This is a genomic window from Streptomyces sp. NPDC031554 (genome assembly GCF_055580685.1).
In genome coordinates this window covers 569599-595501 of record NZ_JBVIKX010000004.1, presented here as the reverse complement: position 1 = coordinate 595501, position 25903 = coordinate 569599, and the positions used below count along the sequence as shown (strand labels likewise).

Sequence of the window (25903 nt, the reverse complement as noted above, 5' to 3'; positions counted from 1 at the left end):
CATATACCCCTACTGGGTATATCGTACCGAACTTTGCAGGGTATAGGGCCTGTGGTCGCGGTTGCCGGCGTCCCGTGGAACGGACCACCGGGCGGCCCCGCTGCCGGTCGTCGTGGTTCATGGGTGACACTGGTGGGCGGCCCATTAGCCGTGGCCGGATGATGCGCCTAGCATCAGCCTGACCGAAACCGATGCATCCTGAGGACCCCACGTGCGCTTTCGTCTGACCCCCAGGGAGACGAGCTTCTACGACATGTTCGCCGCGTCCGCGGACAACATCGTCACGGGCTCGAAACTCCTCATGGAACTGCTCGGGGCGGACACCGCCGGCCGGGCCGAGATCGCAGAGCGTATGCGGGCCGCGGAACACGCCGGTGACGACGCCACGCACGCGATCTTCCACCAGCTGAACTCCTCCTTCATCACGCCGTTCGACCGCGAGGACATCTACAACCTCGCGTCGTCCCTCGACGACATCATGGACTTCATGGAGGAGGCCGTCGACCTCGTCGTCCTCTACAACGTCGAGGAACTGCCCAAGGGCGTCGAGCAGCAGATCGAGGTGCTGGCGCGGGCGGCGGAGCTGACCGCCGAGGCCATGCCGAACCTGCGGACCATGTCCAACCTCACCGAGTACTGGATCGAGGTCAACCGGCTGGAGAACCAGGCCGACCAGATCCACCGCAAGCTGCTCGCCCACCTCTTCAACGGCAAGTACGAAGCGATCGAGGTGCTCAAGCTCAAGCAGATCGTGGACGTGCTGGAGGAGGCCGCGGACGCCTTCGAGCACGTGGCGAACACGGTGGAGACCATCGCGGTCAAGGAGTCCTGACCCCTTCATGGACACCTTCGCTCTGGTCGCGACCATCGGGGTCGCGCTCTTCTTCACGTACACGAACGGCTTCCACGACTCGGCGAACGCGATCGCGACGTCCGTGTCGACGCGGGCGCTGACCCCGCGGGCGGCGCTGGCGATGGCCGCCGTGATGAACCTCGCCGGCGCCTTCCTCGGCTCCGGGGTCGCCAAGACCGTCAGCGAGGGGCTCATCCAGACGCCCGAGGGGTCGCAGGGGATGGGGATCCTCTTCGCGGCGCTGGTGGGCGCGATCACCTGGAACCTCGTCACCTGGTACTTCGGCCTGCCGTCCTCGTCCTCGCACGCGCTGTTCGGCGGCATGGTGGGCGCGGCGCTGGCCGGCGGGACGCAGGTGTACTGGGACGGGGTGCTGGACAAGGTCGTCATCCCGATGTTCCTGTCGCCGGTGATCGGCCTGCTGGTCGGCTACCTGGTGATGACGGCGATCATGTGGATCTTCCGGCGCGCCAATCCGCACAAGGCCAAGCGGGGCTTCCGCATCGCGCAGACGGTGTCGGCGGCCGGCATGGCGCTCGGCCACGGTCTCCAGGACGCGCAGAAGACGATGGGCATCGTGGTGATGGCGCTGGTCATCGCCGACGTCGAGGACTACGGCGACCCGATCCCGGTGTGGGTCAAGATCGTGTGCGCCGTGATGCTGTCGCTGGGCACCTACGCGGGCGGCTGGCGCATCATGCGCACGCTCGGCCGGAAGATCATCGAGCTGGACCCCCCGCAGGGCTTCGCGGCCGAGACCACCGGCGCCTCGATCATGTTCGTCTCCGCGTTCCTCTTCAAGGCGCCGATCTCGACGACGCACGTCATCACCTCGGCGATCATGGGCGTGGGCGCGACCAAGCGGATCAACGCCGTGCGGTGGGGCGTCGCCAAGAACATCGTCCTCGGCTGGTTCATCACCATGCCGGCGGCCGCGGTCGTCGCGGCCGGCGCCTTCTGGATCGTCGACCTGGCGTTCCTGTAGGGCGACCGGGGCCCGTCCGGCCCTCCCCGCAACGCGCGAGCCCGCCCCCCGGGAGCCAGGGGGCGGGCTCTTCTGCGTCCTCGCGGTGGCACCGCCATGCAGCACCGCGAGGGGTCGGGATCTCTAGGGCGTGTTGCGAAAGTCCCGCCTGCCCTTCGGGCAGACGACGCCACTTTCGAAACGCGCCCTAGCCGAAGCGGCCCGAGATGTAGTCCTCGGTGGCCTGGACCGACGGGTTGGAGAAGATGCGCTCCGTCTCGTCGATCTCGATCAGCCGGCCGGGCTGGCCGACGGCCGCCAGGTTGAAGAAGGCCGTACGGTCGGAGACGCGCGCCGCCTGCTGCATGTTGTGCGTGACGATGACGATCGTGAAGCGTTCCTTCAGCTCGCCGATCAGGTCCTCGATGGCGAGGGTGGAGATCGGGTCGAGCGCGGAGCAGGGCTCGTCCATCAGCAGGACGTTCGGCTCCACCGCGATCGCCCGCGCGATGCACAGACGCTGCTGCTGGCCGCCGGACAGGCCGGAGCCCGGCTTGTTCAGGCGGTCCTTCACCTCGTTCCACAGGTTCGCGCCCTTGAGGGACTTCTCGACGACGTCCTGCAGTTCGCTCTTCTTGTAGTTGCCGTTCAGCCGCAGGCCCGCCGCCACGTTGTCGAAAATCGACATCGTGGGGAAGGGGTTCGGACGCTGGAACACCATGCCGACCTCGCGCCGCACCGACACCGGGTCGATGCCCTGGCCGTACAGGTCCTCGTCGTCGAGCAGCACCTTGCCCTCGACGCGGCCACCGGAGGTGACCTCGTGCATGCGGTTCAGGGTGCGCAGGAACGTCGACTTGCCGCAGCCGGAGGGGCCGATGAAGGCCGTCACCGAGCGCGGCTCGACGGTCATCGAGATGTCCTCGATCGCCTTGTGGGAGCCGTAGTACGCGGTCAGTCCGCTGACGTCGATTCGCTTCGCCATGTCTGCTACTTCACTTCCAAAAGTCCGGTCGGTCGCTGTGGTCCCGCGCGGCGGCAGCCGCAGCTCGATACTCAGCGACCGGTCTTCGGGGCCTTCCAGCGGGCGATGCCGCGGGCCACCAGGTTGAGGATCATCACGAAGGCGATCAGGGTGAGCGAGGCCGCCCAGGCGCGGTCGTACGCCGGCTGCGAACCGGCGCTCTGCGCGTACTGCTGGTAGATGTACAGCGGCAGCGACGCCTGCGCGCCCTCGAACGGGTTCGCGTTGATGAACGGGTTTCCGAAGACGAGGAGGAGGACGGGTGCGGTCTCGCCCGCGATGCGCGCCACCGAGAGCATGACGCCGGTGATGATGCCGCCGATGGAGGTCGGGACGACCACCTTCAGGATCGTGCGCCACTTGGGGACGCCCAGCGCGAGGGAGGCCTCGCGCAGCTCGTTGGGGACGAGCTTGAGCATCTCCTCCGTCGAGCGTACGACGACCGGCATCATCAGGATGGCCAGGGCCAGCGAGCCCGCGAAGCCGAAGGGCTGCATGTCGAACATCAGCATGAGGCTGAGGATGAACAGACCCGCGACGATCGACGGGATGCCCGTCATGACGTCCACGAAGAAGGTGACGGCGCGGGCGAGCTTGCCGCGCCCGTACTCCACCAGGTAGATCGCGGTGAGGATGCCGATCGGGGCGCCGATCACGGTGGCGAGGCCGACCTGCTCCAGGCTGCCGAGGATGGCGTGGTAGATGCCGCCGCCGGCCTCGGAGTCGGCGACGACGCCCATCGAGTGGGTCAGGAAGTAGACGTCCAGGACCTTGGTGCCGCGCTCCACGGTCGCCCAGATCAGCGAGGCGAGCGGCACGACGGCGATGAGGAAGGCGACCCAGACGAGGGCGGTGGCGATGCGGTCCTTGGCCTGGCGGCGGCCCTCCACGCGGGCGGCGATGCCGTAGGTGGACAGCAGGAAGAGGAGGCCGGCGATCAGGCCCCACTGGACGCGGCTGTCGAGGCCCCCGGCCAGACCGATGACCACGGCCAGGGCGATCGAACCGCCCGCGATGGCCCACGGGGACCACTTCGGCAGGGAGGCGCCGCGCAGCGTGCTGGGGCGCTTGTCGTCGATGACGGCGTGGCTCATGCGTTGGCCCCCGAGTACTCCTTGCGGCGGGCGATGATCGCGCGGGCCGCGCCGTTGACCAGCAGCGTGATGACGAACAGGACCAGGCCGGAGGCGATGAGCGCGTCCCGGCCGAACTCGTTCGCCTCGTTGAACTTGCTGGCGATGTTCTGGGCGAAGGTGCCGCCGCCCGGGTTGAGCAGGCTGGCGTGGATGTCGAAGTCGGGGGAGAGGACCGTGGCGACGGCCATCGTCTCGCCGAGGGCGCGGCCGAGGCCGAGCATCGACGCGGAGATCACACCGGAGCGGCCGAACGGCAGCACGGACATCCGCACGACCTCCCAGCGCGTGGCGCCGAGGGCCAGCGCGGCCTCCTCGTGCATCTGCGGGACCTGGCGGAAGACCTCGCGGCTGACGTTGGTGATGATCGGCAGGATCATGATCGCCAGCAGGATGCCGACGGTGAGCATCGAGCGCGGGGCACCCTGGTCCCAGGAGAAGATCCCCGTCCAGCCCAGGTAGTCGTCCAGCCAGCCGAAGAGGCCGTCCATGTGCGGGACGAGGATCAGGGCGCCCCACAGGCCGTACACGATGGAGGGCACGGCGGCGAGCAGGTCGATCACGTACGAGATCGGGCTGCGCAGCTTGCGCGGGGCGTAGTGGGTGAGGAACAGCGCGATGGCGACGGCGATCGGGACCGCGAGCACCATGGCGACGATCGAGGAGACGACCGTGCCGAAGGCGAGGACGGCGATGCCGAACTTCGGCGGCACCAGACCGGTGTTCCACTCGAAGGCGGTGAGGAAGTTCGCTTCGTCCTCGCTGATGGCCAGCGAGGCCCGGTAGGCGAGGAAGACCGCGATGGCGGCCATGATCGCGAGCAGCAGGATGCCCGACCCGCGGGAGAGACCGAGGAAGATCCGGTCACCGGGCCGGGTGGCGCCGCGCGCCGCGCGCTTCTGCTCGGTCGTGGCGGGCGGGACCGTGGGTGGAGGTGCTTCGTCTGTCTTCTGCATCGATATGTCCATGGGGTTCTCCGGTCTGCGGAGCCGCTCGTGGGTGGGCGGCTCGGGCGGGGCCGGATGTGCGGGCGGCCCCTGGCGGCGGTGCACCGGACGGTGTGGTCCGGCGCCGGACGTACCCGGCGCCGGACCGCACCTTCAGATCAGCTCAGGCCCTCGACGGTGGTGCGGACCTTGGTGATGATGGAGTCGGGGATCGGCGCGTAGTCGATGCCCGAGAGGATGCCCTGGCCCTGCTCGCTGGCCAGGTAGCGCAGGAAGGCCTTGGTGGCCGGCAGGGTGGCGGCCTTGTTGCCCTTGTCGCAGACGATCTCGTACGTCACCAGGGTGATCGGGTACGCGCCCTCGGCCTTGGAGGTGTAGTCGATCTTCAGCGCCAGGTCGTTGCCCGTCCCGACGACCTTGGCGGCCGCGACGGCCTTGGTGGCGCCCTCGGAGGAGGCCTTGACCGGGGCGGCCGCACCCGTGTTCAGGGCGACGGTGCCGAGACCGTCCTTGGCGTACGACAGCTCCATGTAGCCGATGGCGCCGTTGGTCTGCTTGACGCCCTGCGCGACACCGGAGGAGCCGGACGCGGACTGGCCGCCCTTGGCCTGCCAGGCCTTGCCGCCCTCGTACTTCCAGTCGCTGGGGGCGGCGGCGATCAGGTACTTGGTGAAGTTGTCCGTGGTGCCGGACTCGTCCGAGCGGTGGTACGGCTGGATCTGGAGGTCGGGAAGCTTCGCGCCCGGGTTCAGCTTGGCGATGGCCGCGTCGTTCCAGTTCTTGATCTTGCCGTCGAAGATCTTCGCCAGGGTCGGCGCGTCCAGGACGAGGTTCTCGACGCCGGAGAGGTTGTACGCGACGGCGATCGGGCCGGCCACCATCGGCAGGTCGATGCCCTGGCCGCCGGTGCAGACCTCCTTGGAGGCGGTGACCTCTTCGGGCTTCAGCGCGGAGTCGGAGCCGGCGAAGGCGACCGTGCCCTGCGTGAACGCGGTGATGCCGGCGCCGGAACCGGAGCCCTTGTAGTTGACCTGGACCCCGTTGCAGGCCTGGGTGAAGTTCTTGACCCAGGCGTCGATCGCGTTCTTCTGCGCGGAGGAGCCGTCGGCGAGGAGCTGGCCCTTGGCGTCGTCGCACTTGATGTCGCCGGCGCCCGCGGCGGCGGAGCTGCTGTTGCCGCCGCCGCTGTTCTTGGAGCCGGTGTCGTCGGAGCCGCACGCCGTGAGGGCCAGGGCGCCGGAGACGGCGAGAGCACCGAGGGTGAGGGCCCGCCGGTTCATGCGCTGAAGCTTCACTTGAGGGAGATCCTTCCGAGAGCCGCCGTCCTGAATCCGGCGGCGTGCGAAGACTGGGCGGCACGAGCGCTTCCCTGAAGTCGCGCACCGCACCGGGTAAGGCCGAAATTAGGCAGAACAGGTGAAGCCGCCTACGGGCACACATGAACGCGGGGTGAACCCCTGAAGGCGGTGCGGTGAGGTCACGGAACGCTCACGCCGAGGACACAGGGTGATTCCGGCGGGGCCGGAGCCGGGCCCGCGGCCGGTGCATCGGGCCGGTGGAACCGGCGGGGCCTCCGCCGGCTTGCGGGCCCGGCTCGTACCGCCGGCTCGTACCGCTGGTCCGGCCCGCGCCCTCGGTGCGTCCCGGGTCGGGCCGGACGAGCCGGGCGGGCCGGCCTAAGCCCGGTGCAGAGCCGCGAGCAGTGCGTCCACCAGGGCGCGGTCCCTCGGCTGCGTGAGGCGGTCGCGGGCGGCCGCCGGGGGCAGCCAGAGCACCCGGTCCACCTCGTCGTTCGGCGTGAAACGGCCCACGCCGGCCTCGGCCGCCCAGTAGCGGACCTCCTTCGGGCGGCCCTGGGCCAGGTAGCGGGCCGTGGGCAGCCGGGGCCCCGGGTGCGCCGTGCGGCCGGTCTCCTCGGCCACCTCGCGCACGGCGCACGCCAGCCAGTCCTCGCCGTGCTTGAGCTTGCCCTTGGGGTGGGACCAGTCGTCGTACTTCGGTCGGTGGACCAGGCATACCTCCAGCTCACCGCCGGACGGCGACCTTCGCCACAGGACGCAGCCGGCCGCCCGGACAGGATCTTCCGCGGACGTGCCGTCGGGATGGCTCACCGGTCACCGCCTCCTGGGGGAACTGGGCTCTCGCGGGCTACGACGTGCTCGTGCCGACGGTCTGCTTCTGCCACGAACGCTGGAAGGCGTACCGGGCGGCCTCCACCTCGTGCCGCTGGTCCGCGTGCAGCACGCCCAGCGCGTACGCCGTCGCCGGGGCGATGCGGGGCGTGCGGGCCGCCTGGGACGCCGCGGCCGCCGCCTCCGAGGCGTCGCGGTGGCGGTCGAGGGCCTGGCCGGCCGGGAGCAGCCGGCCGTCGTCGCCGTGCGGGCCGTCGTCGCCGTGCAGGACCTCCAGGGCGTACCGGTGCAGGCGCAGCAGGAGGCGGACCTGGTGCCAGGGCGCGTCCTGCGGGTGCGGGGCGGGGTCCGGGGACAGGCCGTGGACCAGGGCCTCCGCGTTGTACGGATGGCCCGCGGTCACCAGGGGCAGCGCGGCGACCGCGTCCGCGAGGCGCTCCTCGGCCGCGGCGGCCAGGGGCCGCGGGTCGGCGGTGGCGGCGTGCGGCGCGAGGGGGACCTCGCTGGCCAGGACGGCGACCTTGTCCGCGACGGCGTGGAAGCGGGAGGAACCGAGGGCCTGGAGGGCGGTGGAGTGGGCCCGGGTGCGGGCGAGGGTGAGCTGGCGGTCGAGGAGCGCCCCCGCCTTGGCCGCGCCCACGGTCAGGTTGCCGCGGTCGGGGACGGTGCCCGCCGCTCTCGGCGCGGCGGCCTTCCGGGAGCCGGCCACGGACACGACCGCGCCCGCGGCCGGCGCCAGGGCCTGGGCCGGGATCGCCGTCGCCCCCGACAGCCGCTGCAGGGCCAGCAGCAGCCGCTCCAGGCGGGACCCGCAGGCGTGTTCCAGGGCCAGCGTGCCCGACACCCAGGCCAGTTCGGGGCGCATCTCCTCCGACCAGCCGGGGTCGAGCAGCGTGCGGAACGTGTGCAGGCTGCCGCTGATCCGGCGGGCCGAGCGGCGCAGGGCGCGCGCCGCGTCGACGGCGTCCGCCGTGCCGCCCGAGCCGTTCGACCCGCCGCCGGTCTCCCGGTGCAGGCGCAGCGCGCGGAGGAACTCGGTGGCCTGGCCCCGGAGATAGCCGGCCAGGGCCTCTCCGGTCACGGGTGGGGCGGCACGCCCGGCCGTGTGATCCGTCAGGTCATGGTGTCGCTGTGCCACGCCGGCGCCTCCGGGCGTCTATGAGCATCTCCTGGACGTTGCGCAGGGGTTGGCCGTCCGCGTCGGTCGCGTGCCGTGTCCACTCGCCGTCCGGGCCGAGGTGCCAGGACGCGGTGGAGTCCGACATGCCGGTCTCCAGCAGCCGGTTCAGGGCCGCCCGGTGGGCCGGGTCGACGACCCTGACCAGGGCTTCGATACGGCGGTCGAGGTTGCGGTGCATCATGTCGGCGCTGCCGATCCACACCTCGGGCTCACCGCCGTTGCCGAAGCCGAACACCCGGGAGTGCTCCAGGAAGCGGCCGAGGATCGAACGGACCCGGATGTTCTCCGACAGGCCCGGCACGCCCGGCCGTACGGCGCAGATGCCGCGCACCCAGACGTCGACCGGGACGCCGGCCTGGGACGCCCGGTAGAGGGCGTCGATGAGCGCCTCGTCCACCATCGAGTTGACCTTGATGCGGACGTGGGCGGGGCGTCCGGCGCGGTGGTGCTGGACCTCCTTGTCGATCCGCGAGATCAGGCCGTCGCGCAGGGACTTGGGGGCGACCAGCAGCCGGCGGTAGGTCTCGCGGCGGGAGTAGCCCGAGAGCCGGTTGAAGAGGTCGGAGAGGTCCGCGCCGACCTGGGGGTCCGCGGTGAGCAGGCCGAGGTCCTCGTACAGCCGGGCCGTCTTGGGGTGGTAGTTGCCGGTGCCGACGTGGCTGTAGCGCCGCAGCGTCTCGCCCTCCTGGCGGACCACCAGGGACAGCTTGCAGTGGGTCTTCAGGCCGACCAGGCCGTAGACGACGTGGCAGCCGGCCTCCTCCAGCTTGCGCGCCCACTTGATGTTGGCGTGCTCGTCGAAGCGGGCCTTGATCTCGACCAGGACGAGGACCTGCTTGCCGGACTCGGCGGCGTCGATGAGCGCGTCGACGATCGGGGAGTCGCCGGAGGTCCGGTACAGGGTCTGCTTGATGGCGAGGACGTCCGGGTCGGCGGCCGCCTGCTCCAGGAAGGCCTGCACGGAGGTGGAGAAGCTGTCGTAGGGGTGGTGCAGCAGCACGTCCCGGTTGCGCAGCGCCGCGAAGATGTCGGGCGCGGACGCCGACTCGACCTCGGCCAGGTCGCGGTGGACGCCCGCGATGAACTTGCGGTACTTCAGCTCGGGCCGGTCAAGGCCGTGGATGCGGAACAGGCCGGTGAGGTCCAGGGGACCCGGCAGCGGGTACACCTCGGCCTCGCCGATCTTCAGCTCGCGCACCAGCAGGTCGAGCACCTCGCGGTCGATGGACTCCTCGACCTCCAGGCGCACCGGCGGTCCGAAGCGGCGCCGCATGAGCTCCTTCTCCAGGGCCTTGAGGAGGTTCTCGGCGTCGTCCTCCTCGACCTCGAGGTCCTCGTTGCGGGTGAGGCGGAAGGCGTGGCTCTCCAGCACCTCCATGCCCGGGAACAGCTCCTCCAGGTGGGCGGCGATGACGTCCTCGACGGGGACGTAGCGGCCCGGGGAGCACTCCAGGAAGCGGGACAGCAGCGGCGGCACCTTCACGCGCGCGAAGTGCTTGTGCCCGCTGACCGGGTTGCGCACGATCACCGCGAGGTTCAGGGAGAGACCCGAGATGTACGGGAAGGGGTGCGCCGGGTCGACCGCCAGGGGCGTCAGGACGGGGAAGATCTGGTGCCGGAACAGCGTGAAGAGGCGGGCCTGCTCCTTCTCCGTCAGCTCGCTCCAGCGGACCAGGTGGATGCCCTCCTCCGCGAGCGCGGGGGCGACGTCCTCGTGGTAGCAGGCGGCGTGCCGCGCCATCAGCTCGCGGGAGCGGGCCCAGATCATCTCCAGCACCTCGCGCGGCTGGAGGCCGGAGGCGGAGCGGGTGGCCACGCCGGTGGCGATGCGGCGCTTGAGGCCGGCCACCCGGACCATGAAGAACTCGTCGAGGTTGCTCGCGAAGATGGCGAGGAAGTTGGCCCGCTCGAGCAGGGGCGTGTTCGGGTCCTCGGCGAGTTCGAGAACCCGCTCGTTGAACGCCAGCCAGCTGCGCTCCCGGTCGAGGAAGCGGCCCTGCGGCAGCTGGGGCCCGTCGTGCGGCGACTCCTCGTACCCGTCGAGGTCGGCGTCGATGTCGGGTTCCAGATCGGATACCGCGGCGGCCACCGTGTGCGGGCGGTGCGCGGCTATGGAGCCCACGGAGGGCTGCTCGTGCTGGACCTTGGCCTGGGCGTTCGACTGGCTCATGGATCCATTCTTCCGCGCCGACGGCGAGACAGGCGCGTCGGATCGTGCGCGGGGGAGCACGGTGGCGTTCCCGTCGAGGACTCTGTCCTCGGGGGGAGGCGAGGGCTCGGGCACGGCGCGGTTCATTGACCGAGCGTCGCAAGCCCGTCTGAACCGGCGGTTACGGAGACATGGCGTGCGGGATATCTGGCGGCGGCCCGCAGGGGTGAGGGGATGTGGCGGGGAGGGCCCGGCTCGCCATGCCCCGGCTCGCCATGCCCCGGCCCGGATGCCCCGGTAGCGCCTTTCCGCACGGCTCGGGCGGCGCCTCGCGCCGTCAGGGACGCGGGGCGCCCGTGACGGTGGCGGGGCGCCCCGCGTCCGTGGGGCGCCCGTACGGCCGCGGGCCCGGTACGTCCCTCCCCCCCGTGGAGAGACGTGCCGGGCCCGGCCCCCGTGGGTGGCGGAGCCGTCGGGCGGGTCAGCCCGTGCGGCGGCGCAGGAGGCGGAAGGACACGGCGGTGGCCGCCGCGGCGACGGCCAGGAGGACGCCGGTCTCGACCAGGTGGAGCGGCCAGAAGTGGGACGCGGGGTGGTACGTGACGTAGGAGCCGGTGACGCCCAGGTCGTCCAGGCAGCGCCGGGTCTGCGCGGCGGTGCCGTCGCAGCTCCAGGGGTCCACGTCCGGGGCGGGGCTGCCGTGGACCAGCGCCCCCTGGCCCACCTGCCAGGCGTTGTCGGGGAGGTCGGTCTCCGCGGTCGCCGAGGTCCGGGTCAGGGTCGGCCACAGGGAGGCGCGGAAGTGCGCCAGGACCAGGGCGAGCAGCCAGGTCAGACCGACGGAGACGGTCAGGGCGGGCAGGGCGCGGCGCAGCAGCAACGCGGTGAGGGTGCCCAGGGCGAGGGCGCACAGCGCGTGGGCGACGGCGGCCGGGCCGAGGGCCACGAACACACCGCCGTCCGTCCACCCGGTGTCGAGCAGGTCCTGGTGGGGTTCCCGGGCCCAGCGGAACACCAGCACCAGGACGGTGACGCCGAGGGTCACGGCGAGGGCGGCGCAGGTGAGCCCGGCGGCCAGCCAGCGGACGGGGGTGATGCCCTGCGACCAGGCAAGACGGGCGGTGCCGTGCTCCAGTTCGCGGCCGATCAGCGCGCCGCCCGCGAAGGCGGCGACCACGACGAAGGCGTGGGCGGTCAGGACGGCGATCCCGTCCATCGGCGCGCTGAAGCCGAGGACGCCGGCGGTCATGTCGCACCAGTCCCGGGCCGCGCGGTCGCACGCCTCCTGCTGGGCGCGCGCCTCGTCGGCGGTGACCTCGGTGAGCCACACCAGCCAGCCCGTCAGGCCCAGCACCGCCAGTCCCCAGACGAGCAGGGCGGTGCGGTGCAGCCGCAGGACGGTGCGGGCGACGCCCCAGCGGGTGCCGCCGGCCTCCCGTCCGGCGCGCGCGGTGGCGACGACGGTCATGCGGTGGCCCCCTCACGGACGCGGGCAGGCGTGTCCGCCGGGGCGCCCGCCGGGGTGCGGGTCCGGGTGCGCGGCGTGGCCGTGGACCGCCTGAGCAGGACGAACGCGGCGAGGACGAGGCCGGCGGCGACGGCCAGGAGGAGGGCGGTCGTGGTCAGTTGGAGAGGCCAGTAGTGGGACTCGGGGTGGTACTCCGTAAAGAAGCCGGTGGCGTCGAGCCGGGCGTACACCTCGCCGCAGTCCTCGACGAACGTCGGCCCGCACCCCGGGTCGGCGAGGTGCGCGCCGCCGGCGGTGACCAGGCCCGAACCGACCCGGACGCCCTCCATGACGGGACCGGTGTCGAAGCCGGTGCCCCAGGTGACGGCCGGCCACAGGTGCGGCATGACCAGGTCGGCCGCGAACCGCAGTACGACGGTGAGACCCAGTCCGCAGGCCAGCGCGGGCAGCGCACGGCGCCACAGCAGGCCCGCGAGGGTGCCGGCGGCGAGTCCGGCCAGCGCGAGGGCGACCGTGGTGGGGCCGTTGGCGTGCAGGGTGGGGGAGTCGTACCAGGCCTTGGAGGTGTCGATGCGGTGCCGGTTCGCCGACCAGGCCAGGTGGTGCAGCAGCACCAGCGGGCCGGTGCCGAGGACGGTCAGGACGGCGGGGGCGGCGAGTTTGGCGGCCAGCCAGCGGGTCGGGGAGAGCCCCGTCGTCCAGGCGAGGTGGGCGGTGCCGTTCTCCAGCTCGCGGCCGACGAGGGCGGCGCCCGCCCAGGCGGCGACGAGGAACGGCAGCGCGCCCACGGCGAACGTCGTGTACGTGTACACGTCCCGGTACCGGATGATCGCGTCCTGGTCGTAGCCGCACGGTCCGTCGCCGACGCACGCGCGGTACTGCCGCCAGCCGTCGGCGGCCGCGTCGCCGAGCGGACCCCACAACGCGAGCTGGGCCAGGGCGAGGACGGCGACGACAGCGGCCCAGACGAGCAGCCCGGGGCGGTGCAGACGCAGCAGCCACGGCAGCGTGCGGGGAGCGGGAGCGGGAGCGGGGCGTTCGGCGCCGGGCGGGGCCGGGGCGACGGCAGGGGTGGGGGCGGGCGTGGGGCTCATACGGCGGTCTCCTCCGGGTGGGCGGGGACGAGGGGGGCCGCCTGGGGGTTGCGGAGGTGGGCGAGGACGAGGTCCTCCAGGGACGGTGCCGTGGGCCGCCAGTCGGGGGCGAGCGGGCCCGAGGGGCGCAGGAGGGCGGTGAGCTGGCGGCCGGTGACGCGGGACTCGACGACCGTGTGCGCGGCGAGGTCGCCGTTCCCCGCGGCCTCCGCGGGTGCGATCACGCGCGCGTGGGCGGCCAGCAGTTCGTCGATCCCGCCCGCCAGACGGATCCGGCCGTCCCCGACGAGCAGCAGGTGGTCGCAGGAGTCCTCCAGCTCGGCGACCACGTGCGAGGACATCACGATCGTGGTGCCGTGCTGCGCGGCCTGCGCCATCAGGGTGCCCATCAGCTCGTGCCGGGCCAGGGGGTCGAGGTCGGCCATCGGCTCGTCCAGGAGGAGCAGTTCCGGCCGCTTGCCGAGCGCCAGGGCGAGCGCGACACGGGTGCGCTGACCGCCGGAGAGCGAGCGGACGCGCGAGGCGGGGTCCAGCCCGCCCGCGGAGACGATCCGCTCGGCGGCCGCCGCGTCCCAGCGCGCCGGGTTGAGGTCGGCTCCCACCGACAGCGTCTCGGCGACCGTGAGCTGCGGGTACAGCGGCTTGTCCTGGGCGACGTAGCCGACACGCGCGCGTGCGGACGCCGGGTCCGTGCCGAGGACGGTGACCGAACCCTCGGAGGGGGCCAGCAGGCCGGCGGCGAGGGCGAGGAGCGTGGACTTGCCCGCTCCGTTGGGCCCGACGACGGCGCAGACGCGTCCGGCGGGCAGCCGGAACGCGCAGTCGCGCAGCGCCCAGCTGCCGCGCCGGCCGAAGCGCTTGCCGAGCGCTGCTGCCGCCATGGCGGTGTCGGTCATGAAGGGTCCCCCTGGGAGTGCTCGTGACGGGTCGTGCGGTCGGTGTGGTCGGTGTGGTCGGTCTGATCCGTGGGTTCGGTGCGGTTCGTGGGGCCGGTGCGGTCGGCGCCGGGCCGCCGGGCGGTGTCCGCCTGCCCGTGGCCGTCCGTGAAGTGCTCGTCCAGTACGGCGGTGAAGAGCGCGCTCACGTCGTCCCGGTCGAGGCCGGCCTCGCGGGCCCGGACGGCCCACCCGTCCAGCTCGGTGCGCAGGGGCGAGTCGGCGGGGGCGGTGCTCAGCCCGCGCCGGACGAAGGTGCCCAGGCCGCGCCGGGCCTCGACGAGTCCGTCGCGTTCCAGCTCGCGGTAGGCCTTCAGCACGGTGTTGGGGTTGATGGCGGTGGCCTCGACGACCTCGCGGGCCGTCGGCAGCTTGTCGCCGGGGCGCAGCATGCCGAGACGCAGGGCCTGTTTGGTCTGCTGGACGATCTGGACGTAGGTGGCCACGCCGCTGTGCCGGTCGATGCGGTACTCCACCACGCGCCAACCACCCTTTCACTAATTGAGTAGTGAAAGGGTGGTGGAGCGAGGGGAACAAGTCAAGCGGAGGACGTGGAGAGGGGTGGGAGAGGGGCGCGAGAGGCGGGGGAGGGGGGTGGGGCGAGAGGGCGGGGAGGAGCCGGGAAGGGCCGCGGAGGGCCTGGGCGGGGGCCGGGAAGGGCCGCGGAGGCGGGTGAGGAGAGCCGCGGAGGCGGGCGGAAAAAAATCGGGTGCCGGATCGTGAACCGATCGGCGGGGCCCGTCCGATGAGGGGATGTGAGCGAAACGAGAAGCGACGGGGAGCTGCTGCGGGCCATCGCGGCGGACGGGGACCGTCACGCCTTCGAGGAGCTGTACCGGCGGTACGCGCCGTGGCTGACCGCGCGCATGCGCAGCCGTTGCGCCGATGCCGCGATAGTCGACGACGTCGTCCAGGAGACGTTCCTCGCGGTGTGGCGCGGCACCGCCCGTTTCCGGGAGGGTCACTCCGAGGACGCGGCCGGCTGGCTGTGGCGCATCGGTGCCCGCCGTCTCGTCGACGCCGTGCGCGGCGACGGCGCGCGGGGGCGGATGCGCCAGGCCCTGGCCCGGCTGCGCCACCGCGACGAGGTCTCCGCGGAGGAGCGCGTGCTCGCGGGGGTGGAGCACGGGGACCTCGCCGGTGCCCTCACCCGCCTCTCCCCGGAGCTGCGGGCGGTCCTCCAGGCCACCGTCGTCGACGGACTCACCACCCGGGAGGCCGCCGTCCTGCTCGGCATCCCCGCGGGCACGGTCAAGACGCGGGCCCAGCGGGCCCGCAAGCAACTGCGGGAGGCGCTGGCATGAGGCGGCACACGACGGAAGGGCGCCTGCGCGCACGCGCGGAGGCCGACAGACTGAAGGAGGCCCTGGCATGACGTGGCACGTACCGGAAGAGGACCTGCGCGCCTATGCGCGGGGCGAGCTGGTGGCGCCCCTGCTGTGGTCCGCCGACACCCATCTCGAGGGGTGCGCCCCGTGCCGGTCCCGGCTCGCGGGGGTGGTCGACCCGGTCGCGCTGGACGCCGGCTGGGAGCGGCTGGACGCCGAACTGGACGCGCCGCGGCGGGGCCCGGTCGAGCGGCTGCTGGTGCGGCTCGGGGCGGCCGACCACACCGCCCGGCTGCTGACGGCCACCCCGGTGCTGCGCCGGTCGTGGCTGCTGGCGGTGATGTTCCTGCTGGCCACGACCGTGCTGGCGGTTCACCTGGTGGACCGGCCCGGGCTGTTCCTCGCCCTCGCCCCGCTGCTCCCGCTCGGCGGGGTCGCCCTGTCCTACGGACCGGCCCTCGACCCGTCGTACGAGATGGCCCTCGTCGCCCCGATGCACGGTTTCCGCCTGCTGATGATCCGGACGGTCGCGGTGCTGTTCGCGGGCCTCGCCTTCAACGGTCTGGCCACCCTCGCCCTGCCGGGATACGGGCTGCTGGCCCTGGCCTGGCTGCTGCCCGCGCTCGCCCTGACCGCGACCGGACTGGCGCTGACCCCCCGGCTCGGCCCGGTCCTCGCGCCCGCCCTGGTCGGCGGGGCCTGGCTGACGCTGCTGGTGGTGGTGCCGTCGCAGGCGCACTCCACCACGCTCGTGCCCTTCACGGCGGCCGGGCAGTCGGCCGCGGCGGCCGTCGCGGCTCTCGCCACCGTGCTGCTCTACCAGACCCGGGACCGCTTCGACGCGCGTCCCGTGGGCGGCTTCCCCGACGGCGGCGCCGCATGACGCCCGCGCCCGCCCCCGCCCACCGACCGGAATCCCAGGAGCCCCGCATGACCACCCCGCCCACCACCGTGACGGCCACCGGCCTGTCCCTGCGCTACGGCGGCACCCACGCCCTGGACGGCGTCTCGCTGCGTCTGACACGGGGCGTGACCGGCCTGCTCGGCCCCAACGGCGCCGGTAAGACCACGCTGTTGCGGGTGCTGGCCACGGCTCTGCCGCCGGACCGGGGCGAGTTCACCGCCCTGGGCCACGACCCCGGCACGTCGGCCGGCCGCCTGGCCCTGCGCCGCACGCTCGGCTACCTGCCGCAGACACCCGGCTTCCACCCCGACTTCACGGCCTTCGAGTTCGTCGACTACGTGGCGATCCTGAAGGAACTGACCGACCGCACCGCCCGGCTCCGCGAGGTGCGGCGCGTACTGGACGCCGTCGACCTCGCCGACGTGCGGGGCAAGCGGATCAAGCGGCTGTCCGGCGGGATGCGGCAGCGCGTGGCGCTGGCCGCCGCGCTCGTCGGCGACCCCGGCTTCCTCGTCCTGGACGAGCCGACCGTCGGCCTCGACCCCGAGCAGCGCATGCGCTTCCGCGGGCTGATCGCGGAGGCCGGCGAGGCGCGCACGGTCCTGCTGTCCACCCACCAGACCGAGGACGTGGCGATGCTCTGCCACCGGGTCGTGGTCCTCGCCCGGGGGCGCGTCCGCTTCGAGGGCACGCCGGCGGAGCTGACCGCCCGCGCGGCCGGCCGGGTCTGGAGCAGCTCGGAGCGGGACCCCGCCGCCCTGGCCGGCTGGCGCACCGGCACCGGTGCCTTCCGCAACGTCGGGGACCCGCCGCGGGGCGCCGACCTTCTCGAACCCACCCTGGAGGACGGCTATCTGCTCGCCCTCGACAGCGACGACCGGACGGTGACCGCATGAGCACCACGATCACGACGGTGCGGGAGTCCGCCCCCGCGTTCCCGGAGCCACCGGGACCCGGCCGCCGCACCGGTGCCGTGCTCGCCCTGGCCCGCTTCGAGGCCCGCGAACTTCTCCATCAGGTGCAGATACTGCTCTTCCTTTTCCTGTACGTCGGCTTCACCGTCGCACGGCTGACGTTCCAGGACGGCATGAGCGACTACCCCGTCCTCAACACGGTCGACCGCGACACCCAGACGTCCCCCCTGCTCCTCGCCGTCGCCCTGCTCGTCTGCACCAACGCCGCCGCCCTGCGGTCCCGCAAGCACGGCACGGCCCAGCAGTTCGAGGCCGTGCCGATGGAGACCTGGCGGCGGGTCCTCGCGCACGTCCTGTCCGCGGTGCCGTTCGCGGCGCTCACCGCGGCCGTCGTCGCGGCCGAGTTCACCTGGGAAGCGCTGAAGCCCGGCGCGATCGGCCACGGCTCCGTCGCCGAACTGGCCGTCGGGCCGCTGGTCGTCCTGATGGCGGGGATCATCGGCGTCCTGCTGGCACGGCTCGTGCCCACGTCCTTCGCGCCCATGCTCTTCGTGGTCGTCGCGTACCTGCTCATGGTCCTCGCCACCGGCGCCACCGAGTCGCACGAGCCGGGGACGGGCTGGTTCTCCCTCATGGTCTTCTCCGGGACCTCCGGCGGCGACCCGGTCCCCAGCGACCTCCTGGGCCGCCCGGCCGCCTGGCACGCGTTCTATCTGCTGGGCCTGTGCGCCGTGCCGGCCTGCGCGGCCCTGCTGCTGGCGGGCGGCCGCACCCGCGCGGTCGGGACGGCGACCGCCCTCGCCCTCGCGGTCACCGCGGCCGGCGCGGTCGGCCAGTTCACGCGTGACACCGACGCCCTGGAGACGGCACGCAGGACGGCGTCCACGACTCCGCAGAAGGTCCAGTCGTGCACGGAGCTCGGCGGGTCGACCTACTGCTCCTTCCCCGAGTGGGAGGGGGTGCGGGACGACTGGGCGGCGGTCGTCGACCGGATCCGGTCCGCGGCCGGCGGCAGCGCGGCGACGACGCCTTTGACGGTCCGCCAGCGCATCGACACCGAAGGCGGCATCGAGAGCGACTCCGCGCTGACCCCTTCCACCACTCCGGGCCAGGTGACGGTCGGCACCCGCTGGGGCGGCAACCGTGTCCCCGAGTTCGCGGTGGGGGCCGCCACCGTCCTCGTGGCGGGCACGGAGGACGCCACCACCCGGGACATGTGCGACGCCCGCGCGGTGACGATCATGTGGCTGGTGCTGGGCACCGACCCCACCCCGATGGCCACGTTCGCCGACGTGCGGCTGGACGACAGCACCACCGGCTCCGGAGAGGTCCTGGCCCCCACGAACGGGCTGAGCCTGACGTCCCGCCAGACGGAGGTCATCGGTGACATGCTCGCCCGGCCCCGGGCGGAGATCACCGCACGGGTCAAGGCGCACTGGCCGGAACTGACGTCCGCGCGGACCTCGACGCCCGAAGCGGCGAAACTGCTGGGCGTCCCGGCGCCGCGGGAGGGGGAGCCGTGCGGCGAGTAGAAGACGCGGACGAGGCGGAGAACCCCGCCCCCGACAGCTCGGGCCATCCCGCCCCCGGCCGCTCGGGCCATCCTGCCCCCGGTCGCTCGGGACACTCCGTCCCCGGCCGCTCCGGTGATTCCGTCCCCGGTCCGACGCCCCCCGTCGGGCGTGGTCCGGTCCTCCGCCTCCGCACCCTGCTCAGGTTCCTCGCCCCGCCGGTGTGGCGGTCCCTGCCCTGGGCGGCGCTGACGGCGACGGCCGGCTCGGGACTGCTGCTCGCGGCGAGCACGCGGCTCCCGGACCAGGCACCGGGGGCGGCCTGGGGACTGGTGGTGCTGCGGCTGACCGCGCTGACCGGCGGGATGGGCCTGGCCTTCCTGCTCGACGACCCGGCCCGGCACACCACCGCCGCCAGCCCGCTCGGCCGCCCCCTCCGCGCCGGCCTGCGCCTGGCGATGATCCTGCCGCTGACGGCCCTGTGGTGGACGACGGCCCTGCTCCTGCTGCCCGGGCCGACCCGCCCGCCCCTGGGACCGGTCACCCTGGAGGCCCTCGCCACGGCCGCCTGTGCCGTCGCCCTGGCGACCGTCACCGTGCGTTTCACGGACGGCGCGCAGGTGGGGAAGGAGGTGGTGGTACGGCTCGGCGCGCTGGCGGCGGTGGCGGTGCTCGTCCCGGCACGGTGGGGACTGCTGACCCTGCCCGGTCACCGATGGTGGGAGGAGACCCACGTGCGGTGGGCGGTGCTCCTCGTGCTGACGCTGGCGTCGACGGCACTGTGCACACCCGAACCGCTGAGACGCCGCCCGGTGCGCCCGACGCCGGCCGCCGGCGGCCTCACCGGGCGGGGATGAGGGGCGCTCAGGTCTCCGTGCGGTACATCAGGTCCGTCTCGTACGTGACGAACCCCAGCCGTTCGTACACCGACACCGCCGCCTTGTTGTCCGCGTCGACGTAGAGCATGGCGGTGGGCAGTCGCTGGGCCGCGAGATGCCGCAGGCCGATCGTGGTCAGGGACTTGCCGAGGCCGCCGCCCTGCGCGCCGGGGGCGACGCCCAGGACGTACACCTCGCCGAGGCCCTCCTCGGCGTGGACCTTCGTCCAGTGGAAGCCGACGAGCCGGTCCCCGCGCAGGGCGAGGAAGAAGCCGGCGGGGTCGAACCAGGGCTGGTCCTTGCGGTCGTCGAGGTCGCGCTGGGTGAGGGAGCCCTGCTCGGGATGGTGGGCGAAGGCGGCGGCGTTGACGGCCAGCCAGGCGCCGTCGTCCTGTCCGGGGACGAAGGCCCGGACGGTCACCCCCTCGGGGAGCACCGGCTCGGGCAGGTCGAGGTCGGTCAACGGCCTTCGCATCTGGCGCAGTTCGCGGAACAACGACAGGCCGAGCACCTGGGCGAGGTGCCGGGCGGCGGCGTGACCGCCGTGGGCCCACACCCGCAGGCGTTTGCCGGAGGCGGCGAGCAGGGCGGAGCCGAGCGCCCGGCCGTGCCCGTGCCCGCGGTGCGCGGGATGGACGACCAGCTCGGCGGCCGGGGCCTCGACGGGATCGGTGTCCTCCAGCTGCGCGTAGGCCACGAGTTCGCCGGCCATGAAGAGCAGGAGGTGGGAGACGCCCTCGCGGGGGCCGCCCCGCAGTTGCAGCCGGCCCTGTTCGGACACCGCCTGCCGGCCGTCGCTGCGGGCGGCCTCCGCGAGCAGGTCGAGGACGGCCTCGCTCTGAGTGGGGGAGAGCGCGGAGAGGGTCTCGATGGATCGCTGGCCGGGGGCCGATGCCGGGACGTCGCTGGTCATGCGTACGAGGGTAAAGGGCGGGCCCGACAAAGTGGCCGCATCGGGAAACAGGACGCGTATCCCTCGGGGAAGGGAGCCGCGCATCCCTGGGAGAGGGGGCGCGGACGCCCGGGAAAGGGGGCCGCCGAAGCGACGGGAGCCGTGGGCCGGAAGGGGCGGGGCCGGGCGGACGACGCGCGGACGTCGGACGGAAGACAAAGGGAAACCAGGATGTAACCATGAACCCCCTGTCGCGCTACGCGCGTTGACTCTAGGCTGCGGCCCGACGGGGCCACCAGCTCAGACGCCTCGCAGGGCCCTTCGGCCCCGAGGACGTCGACACCACAGCAGACACCACAGGGGGGCGCATGCCAGCCACTTCCCACTCGCATCCGAGTCGCGGACGCCGTACGTACGGGCTGCTCGCGGCGGCCGCCGGTCTGGCCACCGTCGGCGCTCTGACCGCCGCGCTGCCGGCGGGTGCGCACGACGCCCGGCACGGAAAGCCGCTGCCGAGCCGTTACCAGGACGTGCAGCTGCTGTCGTTCAACGACCTGCACGGCAACCTCGAGCCGCCGAGCGGTTCCTCCGGCCGGGTCACCGAACTCCAGGCCGACGGCACGACGAAGACGGTCGACGCGGGCGGTGTGGAGTACCTCGCCACGCACCTGCGCCAGGCCCGCGAGGGCAACAAGTACTCCATCACCGCGGCCGGCGGTGACATGGTCGGCGCCTCCCCGCTGATCTCCGGCCTGTTCCACGACGAGCCCACCATCGAGGCGCTCAACAAGCTGGACCTGGACGTCACCTCCGTCGGCAACCACGAGTTCGACGAGGGGGCCAAGGAACTGGCGCGTCTGCAGAAGGGCGGCTGCCACCCGACGGACGGCTGCTACACGGACGAGGAGTTCGGCGGCGCCGACTTCCCGTACCTCGCGGCCAACGTCCTGAACGAGAAGTCCGGCAAGCCGATCCTGAAGCCGTACTGGGTCTGGAAGAAGAAGGACGTCAAGATCGGCTTCATCGGCGTGACCCTGGAGGACACGCCGGGCATCGTCTCCGCGGAGGGCGTCAAGGGCCTGAAGTTCAAGGACGAGGTCGAGACGATCAACAAGTACGCCAAGGAGCTCCAGCGCCAGGGCGTGAAGTCGATCGTGGCGCTGATCCACGAGGGCGGCCAGCCCGCCTCCACCTCCTACAACTACGACTGCGACGCGCCGGGCGCGGGCGACGGCATCTCCGGCCCGATCGTCGACATCGCGAAGAACGTCTCGCCGTCGGTGGACGCCCTGGTCACGGGGCACACGCACGCCGCGTACGCCTGCACGATCAACGACCCGTCGGGCAAGCCGCGCACGGTGACCTCGGCCGCCTCGTTCGGCCGCCTCTACACGGACACCACGCTGACGTACGACCGCTTCACGGGGGACATCGCCCGTACGGCGGTGAAGTCGGCGAACCACGTGGTCACCCGGACCGTCCCCAAGGCGACGGACATGACCGAGCTGATCGGCAAGTGGAACACCCTGGCGGCGCCCATCGGCAACCGCGCGATCGGCTACGTCTCCGCCGACGTCCCCAACACGGGCACCGAGTCCCCGATGGGCGACCTGATCGCCGACGCGCAGCTCTGGTACGGCAGGAAGCTGGACGCGGAGACGGACCTCGCGCTGATGAACCCCGGCGGCGTGCGGGCCGGTCTGACCTACGCCGCCAAGGGCGCCGAGGGCGACGGCGTGGTCACCTTCGCCGAGGGCTTCACCGTCCAGCCGTTCGCCAACACCGTGAACCTGCAGGACTTCACCGGTGCCCAGCTCGTCCAGGTGCTCAAGGAGCAGGTGAGCGGGTCGAACGCGGGCGCGCCGAAGATCCTCCAGCCGTCGGCGAACCTGACGTACACCCTGGACCTGACGAAGAGCGGCGCCGACCGCGTCGTCACGGACTCCATCAAGCTGAACGGCGCCGCCGTCGACCCGGCCGCCACCTACCGCGTCGCGACGAACAGCTTCCTCGCGGGTGGCGGTGACGGCTTCACCACCCTGGGCCAGGGCACGAACGACCTCGTCGGCCTCGACGACCTGGCAGCCCTGGAGCAGTACCTGACGGCCAACTCCTCGGCCGCCGCGCCGATCGCTCCGCCGGCACCGGGCCGGATCACGATCGTGCAGTAACCCGGGAGTCCTCCCGCCACAGAGGCGGCCGCGTCACCGACGCGGCCGCCTCCAGCTGGTCGTCTCCGGCGTCGTGGGCACGGTGTCGGCGGCCTTCTCCGCCGTCTTCTACGCGGTCGCCGCCTTCTGGCTCCGCTGGGACCTGGCCCTCGTCACCTTCGTCCTCGCCCCCCCTCTTCCTGCTCGCCGCCCGCCGCTTCTCCGGCCGCGTCGAGGAGGCCGCCCGGGACGAACGGGCCGCCGACGGCGCGATCACCTCGGTGGTCGAGGAGTCCCTCGGGAACGTCGTGCTGACCCAGGCGTACAACCGTCAGGCCGACGAGGCGCGGCGTCTCGACCGTGAGGCCCGCGCGTGGCTGGGCCGGGTGGGCTTCCACGGGGTGTCGTTCCGCTACCCGGGCGCGGCCCGCGGGTCGCTCGACGAGGTGAGCTTCACCGCGTCCCCCGGCGAACTGGTCCTCGTCACCGGCCCGAGCGGCGCCGGGAAGTCGACCCTGTCGAGACTCCTCACCCGTTTCTACGACCCCTCGGCGGGAGTGATCACCCTGGACGGCGTCCCGCTCCCCGACGTGTCCCTGGGCTTCCTGCGCGAACAGGTGACCCTGCTGCCCCAGGAGATAATGATCCTGAACGGCACCGTCCGCGAGAACATCGGGTGCGGCCGCCCCGGCGCGACCGACGAGGACGTCGAACGCGTCGCCCGTGCCGCCGCCGCGCACGACTTCGTCACCGCGCTCCCCGACGGCTACGACACCCGGATCGCCCACGGCACGACCGTCCTCTCGGGCGGTCAGCTCAAGCGCCTCACCATCGCCCGGGCGATGCTCCGCGCCGCTCCGGTCCTGGTCCTCGACGAACCGACGGCCGGCCTCGACTCCGTCGCCGCCCGCCGGATCGTACGCCCCCTGCGCCGCCTGATGTCCCACCGCACGACGCTCCTGATCACCCATGACCTGAGCCTCGCGCCGGAGACCGCGTTCTGGTCGTCGACGGGGGACGGCTGGTGGAGGCGGGCACGCACGCGGAACTGCTGGCCCGGGGCGGGACGTACGCACGGCTGGCGGGGTGTGCGCGGGCGGTGCCGGCGGGAAGCGTGCGGGACGCGCCGGCGCTGCGGGGGTGGGACGGCGGGCCGGCCGCCCGGTCCGCCGTCCCACCCCCGGCCGCTGCCGGGACGGGATCAGGAAGCCGTCGGCGTCCAGTCGCCCAGCCAGTCCGCGACCTCCTGGTTCGCGGCCTGGGCGTCGGTCAGCTGCGGCCGGTCGCCGCTCGCGGAACCCGAGCCCGCACCGGTGTTCTTGTACTCGGCGAAGCGGTCGTCCTTCCAGGAGAAGCCGCTCATGTCGGTCCAGGGGGTGGTCCGGATCGCCGCGCTGAGCGTGGTGTTGCGGACGGTGGTCTGCGGGTCGAGGGTGGCGTCGCCGCCGGCGTGCCAGGGGCGGCCGAGGTGGAAGGTGCGGTCGGAGACGTCGCCGTTGACGGTGGAGTTGGCGATCAGGATGCCCTTGCGGCCCGCCGCGGTGCTGGGGGCGGTGACGTAGCCGGCCGAGGTGCCGTTCCAGCGCTTCTTCAGGGTGATGACCGACTTGTCGATCACCGCCGTCGCCCGGCCGAAGATGAAGTCGACGTTGCCGACGACGTACGAGTTGGTCATGTAGACGCGGCCCAGCTTGTCCTTGGCCGCGGTGTCCACCAGCAGGGTGTCCTGGTCGCCGCTGACGATGACGCCGTCGAGGAAGATCTTGTCGGCGGCGGTGCGCAGGGCGACCGCCTGGCCGGCGATGTCCTGGTGGGCGCCCTCGTCGAAGTCGTTGGAGATGGTCAGGTTGCGGGCCTGGAAGTCGTCCGCCTCGACGGCGACGGTGGCGCTGCCGCCGGTGCCGTACGTGCCCCCGCCGGGCTTGGGCGTGCCCGACGCGTTGTTGTAGACGATCGTGGTGTCCTTGCGGCTGCCGCCGGTGCCCTGGATGGTGACGTGCGGCTTGTTGGACGGGACCTTGACCAGTTCGCGGTACGTGCCCGGCTTGACGGCGATCACGACGCGGGAGGGGTTGTTCGCCGGTACGGCGTTCACCGCGGCCTGCACCGTGCGGTACTGGCCGCTGCCGTCCGCCGCGACGGTGAGGGTGGTCGCGGCGGCCGCCGCGGTGGTGGTGCCCGCCGCGGTGGTGGCGGCCGCCGCGGTGGTGGCGGCCGCCGTCGTGCCGATGGTCGAGCGGGGCCCGGCGCCGGCCTTGAGGAGCGCGGGCACGTCGGCGGTCTTGTCGAGGGTGTAGGCGTAGAAGGCCTTGGGGTCGAAGGCGGTGCCCCCGCTCTCGTTGCGCCCCGACGTCCCGACGAACGTGTTGCCCTTCTGGACGATCGTCGCGGTGCTGTCCTTGGTCACCGGGTTGTTCATGCCCTGGAAGTAGGAGTTCTCCAGGACCATCTTCGTCCGGCCGCGCGAGTAGTTGCCGTACGACGACTTGATCGTGGTGCCGGCCACGTCCTCGAGGAAGTTGTTGTAGAGGTGCGCGTGGGCGGCGTTGTCCGTCGAGGGGTTGCGCTGCTCGGTCTCGCGGATCCAGTTGTGGTGGATGGTGATGTCGGTGACGACGTTCTCGGTCCAGCCGATGCCGAAGGCCTTGTTGTCGTCGCTCAGCTTGTTCCAGGACACCGTGACGTAGGTGCTGTCCTTGCGGACGTCGATGAGCCCGTCGGCCATGTGCCGCAGGTCGTTGTGGTCGATCCAGACGTGGTGCGCCCCGTCCATCTGGATCGCGTCGAAGTCGTGGTCCTTGTCGTTCCAGACGCCCTGGTACGCGTCCCGGATGGTCAGGTTCCGGATGATCACGTTGTGGACGCCCTGGCCGAGGAAGAAGCCGCCGCCCACGATGTGCCCGGAGGTGCCGGAACCCACGATCGTCTTGTCGGAGGCGACCTTGATCTCCTTGCCGACCGGGTTCATGGTGATCGTCGCGGCGACGACGATGACGTACGGTTCGGCGGCGGTCGCGTACTTCTCCAGGTCGGCGAGCGTCTTCACGGTGACGGTCCTGCCGTCCCGGCCGCCGTACGTCCCGTTCTGCCCGAGCGCGTTCACCGAGGCGAAGCCGTCGGCGGTGGCGGTCGCCCAGGCGGGGGCGGCGGTGGCGGCGGACGCGGTCGCCTGCGCCTGCGCGCCGAACAGTCCGAGGTCCGTGCCGTAGGCGAAGGTGCCGGCGGCGGTCAGGACCAGCGGCACGCCCAGAGCCATGCCGGTCCTGCGCCTGCGGTGCCGGGATGTGCGGACGATGTCGGTCATGTGAGGGGTTCCGTTCCGTGGGAGGAGGACCACCCGGAAGGGGTGCGGGTCACCGGGTGGTCGCCGCTCGCGACGGAAAGGTTGCCGAACTCGCCGGAAGACGGGGGGAGTACGACGGCGGACGCGGGGGACGCGCCGGCGCG

General features: G+C 72.5%; 21 protein-coding genes and 1 pseudogene. 9 read left to right on the top strand and 13 right to left on the bottom strand.

All coding sequences use genetic code 11. The annotated features are described in order from the left end of the window. The first annotated feature begins 211 nt into the window (after positions 1–211). Positions 212–832, top strand: a complete 621-nt coding sequence (locus ACZ5FU_RS14725) for a DUF47 domain-containing protein (protein ID WP_073496855.1) — start codon at positions 212–214, stop codon at positions 830–832. Between the two features lie 7 nt (positions 833–839). After that, positions 840–1838 (top strand): inorganic phosphate transporter, encoded by a 999-nt coding sequence (locus tag ACZ5FU_RS14720; RefSeq protein ID WP_451530744.1) that lies wholly within the window; start codon positions 840–842, stop codon positions 1836–1838. A gap of 187 nt (positions 1839–2025) precedes the next feature. Here the strand turns inward: ACZ5FU_RS14720 and pstB are convergent, their stop codons facing one another. The 11 genes from pstB to ACZ5FU_RS14665 form a co-directional block, all read right to left on the bottom strand. After that, entirely contained in the window at positions 2026–2802 is a 777-nt protein-coding gene (gene pstB, locus ACZ5FU_RS14715) for a phosphate ABC transporter ATP-binding protein PstB (protein ID WP_451530745.1), read from the bottom strand. A 71-nt stretch (positions 2803–2873) separates the two neighbouring features. Continuing rightward, positions 2874–3935, bottom strand: a complete 1062-nt coding sequence (gene pstA, locus ACZ5FU_RS14710; protein WP_451530746.1) for a phosphate ABC transporter permease PstA — start codon at positions 3933–3935, stop codon at positions 2874–2876. After that, positions 3932–4942, bottom strand: a complete 1011-nt coding sequence (pstC, locus tag ACZ5FU_RS14705) for a phosphate ABC transporter permease subunit PstC (protein WP_451530747.1) — start codon at positions 4940–4942, stop codon at positions 3932–3934. The genes pstA and pstC overlap by 4 nt, the downstream gene beginning before the upstream one ends. Before the next feature lie 137 nt (positions 4943–5079). Continuing rightward, positions 5080–6216 carry a phosphate ABC transporter substrate-binding protein PstS gene (gene pstS / locus ACZ5FU_RS14700; RefSeq protein ID WP_451530748.1) on the bottom strand — a complete coding sequence of 379 codons (1137 nt, stop codon included), beginning with the start codon at positions 6214–6216 and terminating at the stop codon, positions 5080–5082. A gap of 381 nt (positions 6217–6597) precedes the next feature. Next, positions 6598–7032: an NUDIX hydrolase gene (locus tag ACZ5FU_RS14695; RefSeq protein WP_469045402.1), complete on the bottom strand. Its 435-nt coding sequence runs from the start codon at positions 7030–7032 to the stop codon at positions 6598–6600. 37 nt (positions 7033–7069) lie between these two features. After that, a complete protein-coding gene (locus ACZ5FU_RS14690; protein WP_451530750.1) occupies positions 7070–8191 on the bottom strand; it encodes a CHAD domain-containing protein in 1122 nt (373 codons plus the stop codon). Then, the gene (locus ACZ5FU_RS14685; RefSeq protein ID WP_451530751.1) at positions 8172–10403 is read right to left on the bottom strand and encodes an RNA degradosome polyphosphate kinase; all 2232 of its coding nucleotides are present in this window, start codon (positions 10401–10403) and stop codon (positions 8172–8174) included. The genes ACZ5FU_RS14690 and ACZ5FU_RS14685 overlap by 20 nt, the downstream gene beginning before the upstream one ends. 460 nt (positions 10404–10863) lie before the next feature. Then, the gene (locus ACZ5FU_RS14680) at positions 10864–11850 is read right to left on the bottom strand and encodes an ABC-2 transporter permease (protein ID WP_469045401.1); all 987 of its coding nucleotides are present in this window, start codon (positions 11848–11850) and stop codon (positions 10864–10866) included. Further along, positions 11847–12944 (bottom strand): ABC transporter permease, encoded by a 1098-nt coding sequence (locus ACZ5FU_RS14675; protein ID WP_469045400.1) that lies wholly within the window; start codon positions 12942–12944, stop codon positions 11847–11849. Before ACZ5FU_RS14675 ends, ACZ5FU_RS14680 begins: the two co-directional genes overlap by 4 nt. Then, positions 12941–13840 (bottom strand): ABC transporter ATP-binding protein, encoded by a 900-nt coding sequence (locus ACZ5FU_RS14670; protein ID WP_469045399.1) that lies wholly within the window; start codon positions 13838–13840, stop codon positions 12941–12943. The genes ACZ5FU_RS14675 and ACZ5FU_RS14670 overlap by 4 nt, the downstream gene beginning before the upstream one ends. Next, a complete protein-coding gene (locus ACZ5FU_RS14665; protein WP_469045398.1) occupies positions 13837–14358 on the bottom strand; it encodes a GntR family transcriptional regulator in 522 nt (173 codons plus the stop codon). The genes ACZ5FU_RS14670 and ACZ5FU_RS14665 overlap by 4 nt, the downstream gene beginning before the upstream one ends. 276 nt (positions 14359–14634) lie before the next feature. On the opposite strand from ACZ5FU_RS14665, the gene ACZ5FU_RS14660 reads away from it, so the two are divergent. The 5 genes from ACZ5FU_RS14660 to ACZ5FU_RS14640 all read left to right on the top strand — a co-directional run bounded on the left by ACZ5FU_RS14660 (position 14635) and on the right by ACZ5FU_RS14640 (position 19393). After that, the gene (locus tag ACZ5FU_RS14660) at positions 14635–15183 is read left to right on the top strand and encodes an RNA polymerase sigma factor (protein ID WP_451777855.1); all 549 of its coding nucleotides are present in this window, start codon (positions 14635–14637) and stop codon (positions 15181–15183) included. A 67-nt stretch (positions 15184–15250) separates the two neighbouring features. Beyond that, a complete protein-coding gene (locus ACZ5FU_RS14655) occupies positions 15251–16090 on the top strand; it encodes a cupin domain-containing protein (RefSeq protein WP_451530757.1) in 840 nt (279 codons plus the stop codon). 47 nt (positions 16091–16137) lie between these two features. Further along, the gene (locus tag ACZ5FU_RS14650; RefSeq protein ID WP_468838648.1) at positions 16138–17007 is read left to right on the top strand and encodes an ABC transporter ATP-binding protein; all 870 of its coding nucleotides are present in this window, start codon (positions 16138–16140) and stop codon (positions 17005–17007) included. Then, a complete protein-coding gene (locus tag ACZ5FU_RS14645; RefSeq protein WP_469045397.1) occupies positions 17004–18557 on the top strand; it encodes an ABC transporter permease in 1554 nt (517 codons plus the stop codon). Before ACZ5FU_RS14650 ends, ACZ5FU_RS14645 begins: the two co-directional genes overlap by 4 nt. Then, the gene (locus ACZ5FU_RS14640) at positions 18545–19393 is read left to right on the top strand and encodes an ABC transporter (protein ID WP_469045396.1); all 849 of its coding nucleotides are present in this window, start codon (positions 18545–18547) and stop codon (positions 19391–19393) included. The genes ACZ5FU_RS14645 and ACZ5FU_RS14640 overlap by 13 nt, the downstream gene beginning before the upstream one ends. A gap of 7 nt (positions 19394–19400) precedes the next feature. On the opposite strand, the gene mshD is transcribed toward ACZ5FU_RS14640, so the two are convergent. Then, positions 19401–20327 (bottom strand): mycothiol synthase, encoded by a 927-nt coding sequence (gene mshD / locus ACZ5FU_RS14635; RefSeq protein ID WP_451777863.1) that lies wholly within the window; start codon positions 20325–20327, stop codon positions 19401–19403. Positions 20328–20674: 347 nt separating this feature from the next. Between mshD and ACZ5FU_RS14630 the strand changes: the two genes are divergently transcribed. Together ACZ5FU_RS14630 and ACZ5FU_RS14625 are read left to right on the top strand one after the other, a co-directional pair. Beyond that, entirely contained in the window at positions 20675–22477 is a 1803-nt protein-coding gene (locus ACZ5FU_RS14630; protein ID WP_451777866.1) for a bifunctional metallophosphatase/5'-nucleotidase, read from the top strand. 10 nt (positions 22478–22487) lie between these two features. Further along, a pseudogene (locus ACZ5FU_RS14625) lies at positions 22488–23543 on the top strand (ABC transporter ATP-binding protein); the annotation flags it as partial. A 114-nt stretch (positions 23544–23657) separates the two neighbouring features. Here the strand turns inward: ACZ5FU_RS14625 and ACZ5FU_RS14620 are convergent. Then, entirely contained in the window at positions 23658–25760 is a 2103-nt protein-coding gene (locus ACZ5FU_RS14620) for a pectinesterase family protein (protein ID WP_469045395.1), read from the bottom strand. Positions 25761–25903: the final 143 nt, after the last annotated feature.

Excerpts from the sequence above, each read along its gene's own strand:
- ACZ5FU_RS14720 (WP_451530744.1), top strand. The coding sequence starts at position 840 with ATGGACACCTTCGCTCTGGTCGCGACCATCGGGGTCGCGCTCTTCTTC.
- pstB (WP_451530745.1), bottom strand. The coding sequence starts at position 2,802 with ATGGCGAAGCGAATCGACGTCAGCGGACTGACCGCGTACTACGGCTCC.
- pstA (WP_451530746.1), bottom strand. The coding sequence starts at position 3,935 with ATGAGCCACGCCGTCATCGACGACAAGCGCCCCAGCACGCTGCGCGGC.
- pstC (WP_451530747.1), bottom strand. The coding sequence starts at position 4,942 with ATGGACATATCGATGCAGAAGACAGACGAAGCACCTCCACCCACGGTC.
- ACZ5FU_RS14685 (WP_451530751.1), bottom strand. The coding sequence starts at position 10,403 with ATGAGCCAGTCGAACGCCCAGGCCAAGGTCCAGCACGAGCAGCCCTCC.
- ACZ5FU_RS14680 (WP_469045401.1), bottom strand. The coding sequence starts at position 11,850 with ATGACCGTCGTCGCCACCGCGCGCGCCGGACGGGAGGCCGGCGGCACC.
- ACZ5FU_RS14675 (WP_469045400.1), bottom strand. The coding sequence starts at position 12,944 with ATGAGCCCCACGCCCGCCCCCACCCCTGCCGTCGCCCCGGCCCCGCCC.
- ACZ5FU_RS14670 (WP_469045399.1), bottom strand. The coding sequence starts at position 13,840 with ATGACCGACACCGCCATGGCGGCAGCAGCGCTCGGCAAGCGCTTCGGC.
- ACZ5FU_RS14655 (WP_451530757.1), top strand. The coding sequence starts at position 15,251 with ATGACGTGGCACGTACCGGAAGAGGACCTGCGCGCCTATGCGCGGGGC.
- ACZ5FU_RS14650 (WP_468838648.1), top strand. The coding sequence starts at position 16,138 with ATGACCACCCCGCCCACCACCGTGACGGCCACCGGCCTGTCCCTGCGC.
- ACZ5FU_RS14645 (WP_469045397.1), top strand. The coding sequence starts at position 17,004 with ATGAGCACCACGATCACGACGGTGCGGGAGTCCGCCCCCGCGTTCCCG.
- mshD (WP_451777863.1), bottom strand. The coding sequence starts at position 20,327 with ATGACCAGCGACGTCCCGGCATCGGCCCCCGGCCAGCGATCCATCGAG.
- ACZ5FU_RS14630 (WP_451777866.1), top strand. The coding sequence starts at position 20,675 with ATGCCAGCCACTTCCCACTCGCATCCGAGTCGCGGACGCCGTACGTAC.
- ACZ5FU_RS14620 (WP_469045395.1), bottom strand. The coding sequence starts at position 25,760 with ATGACCGACATCGTCCGCACATCCCGGCACCGCAGGCGCAGGACCGGC.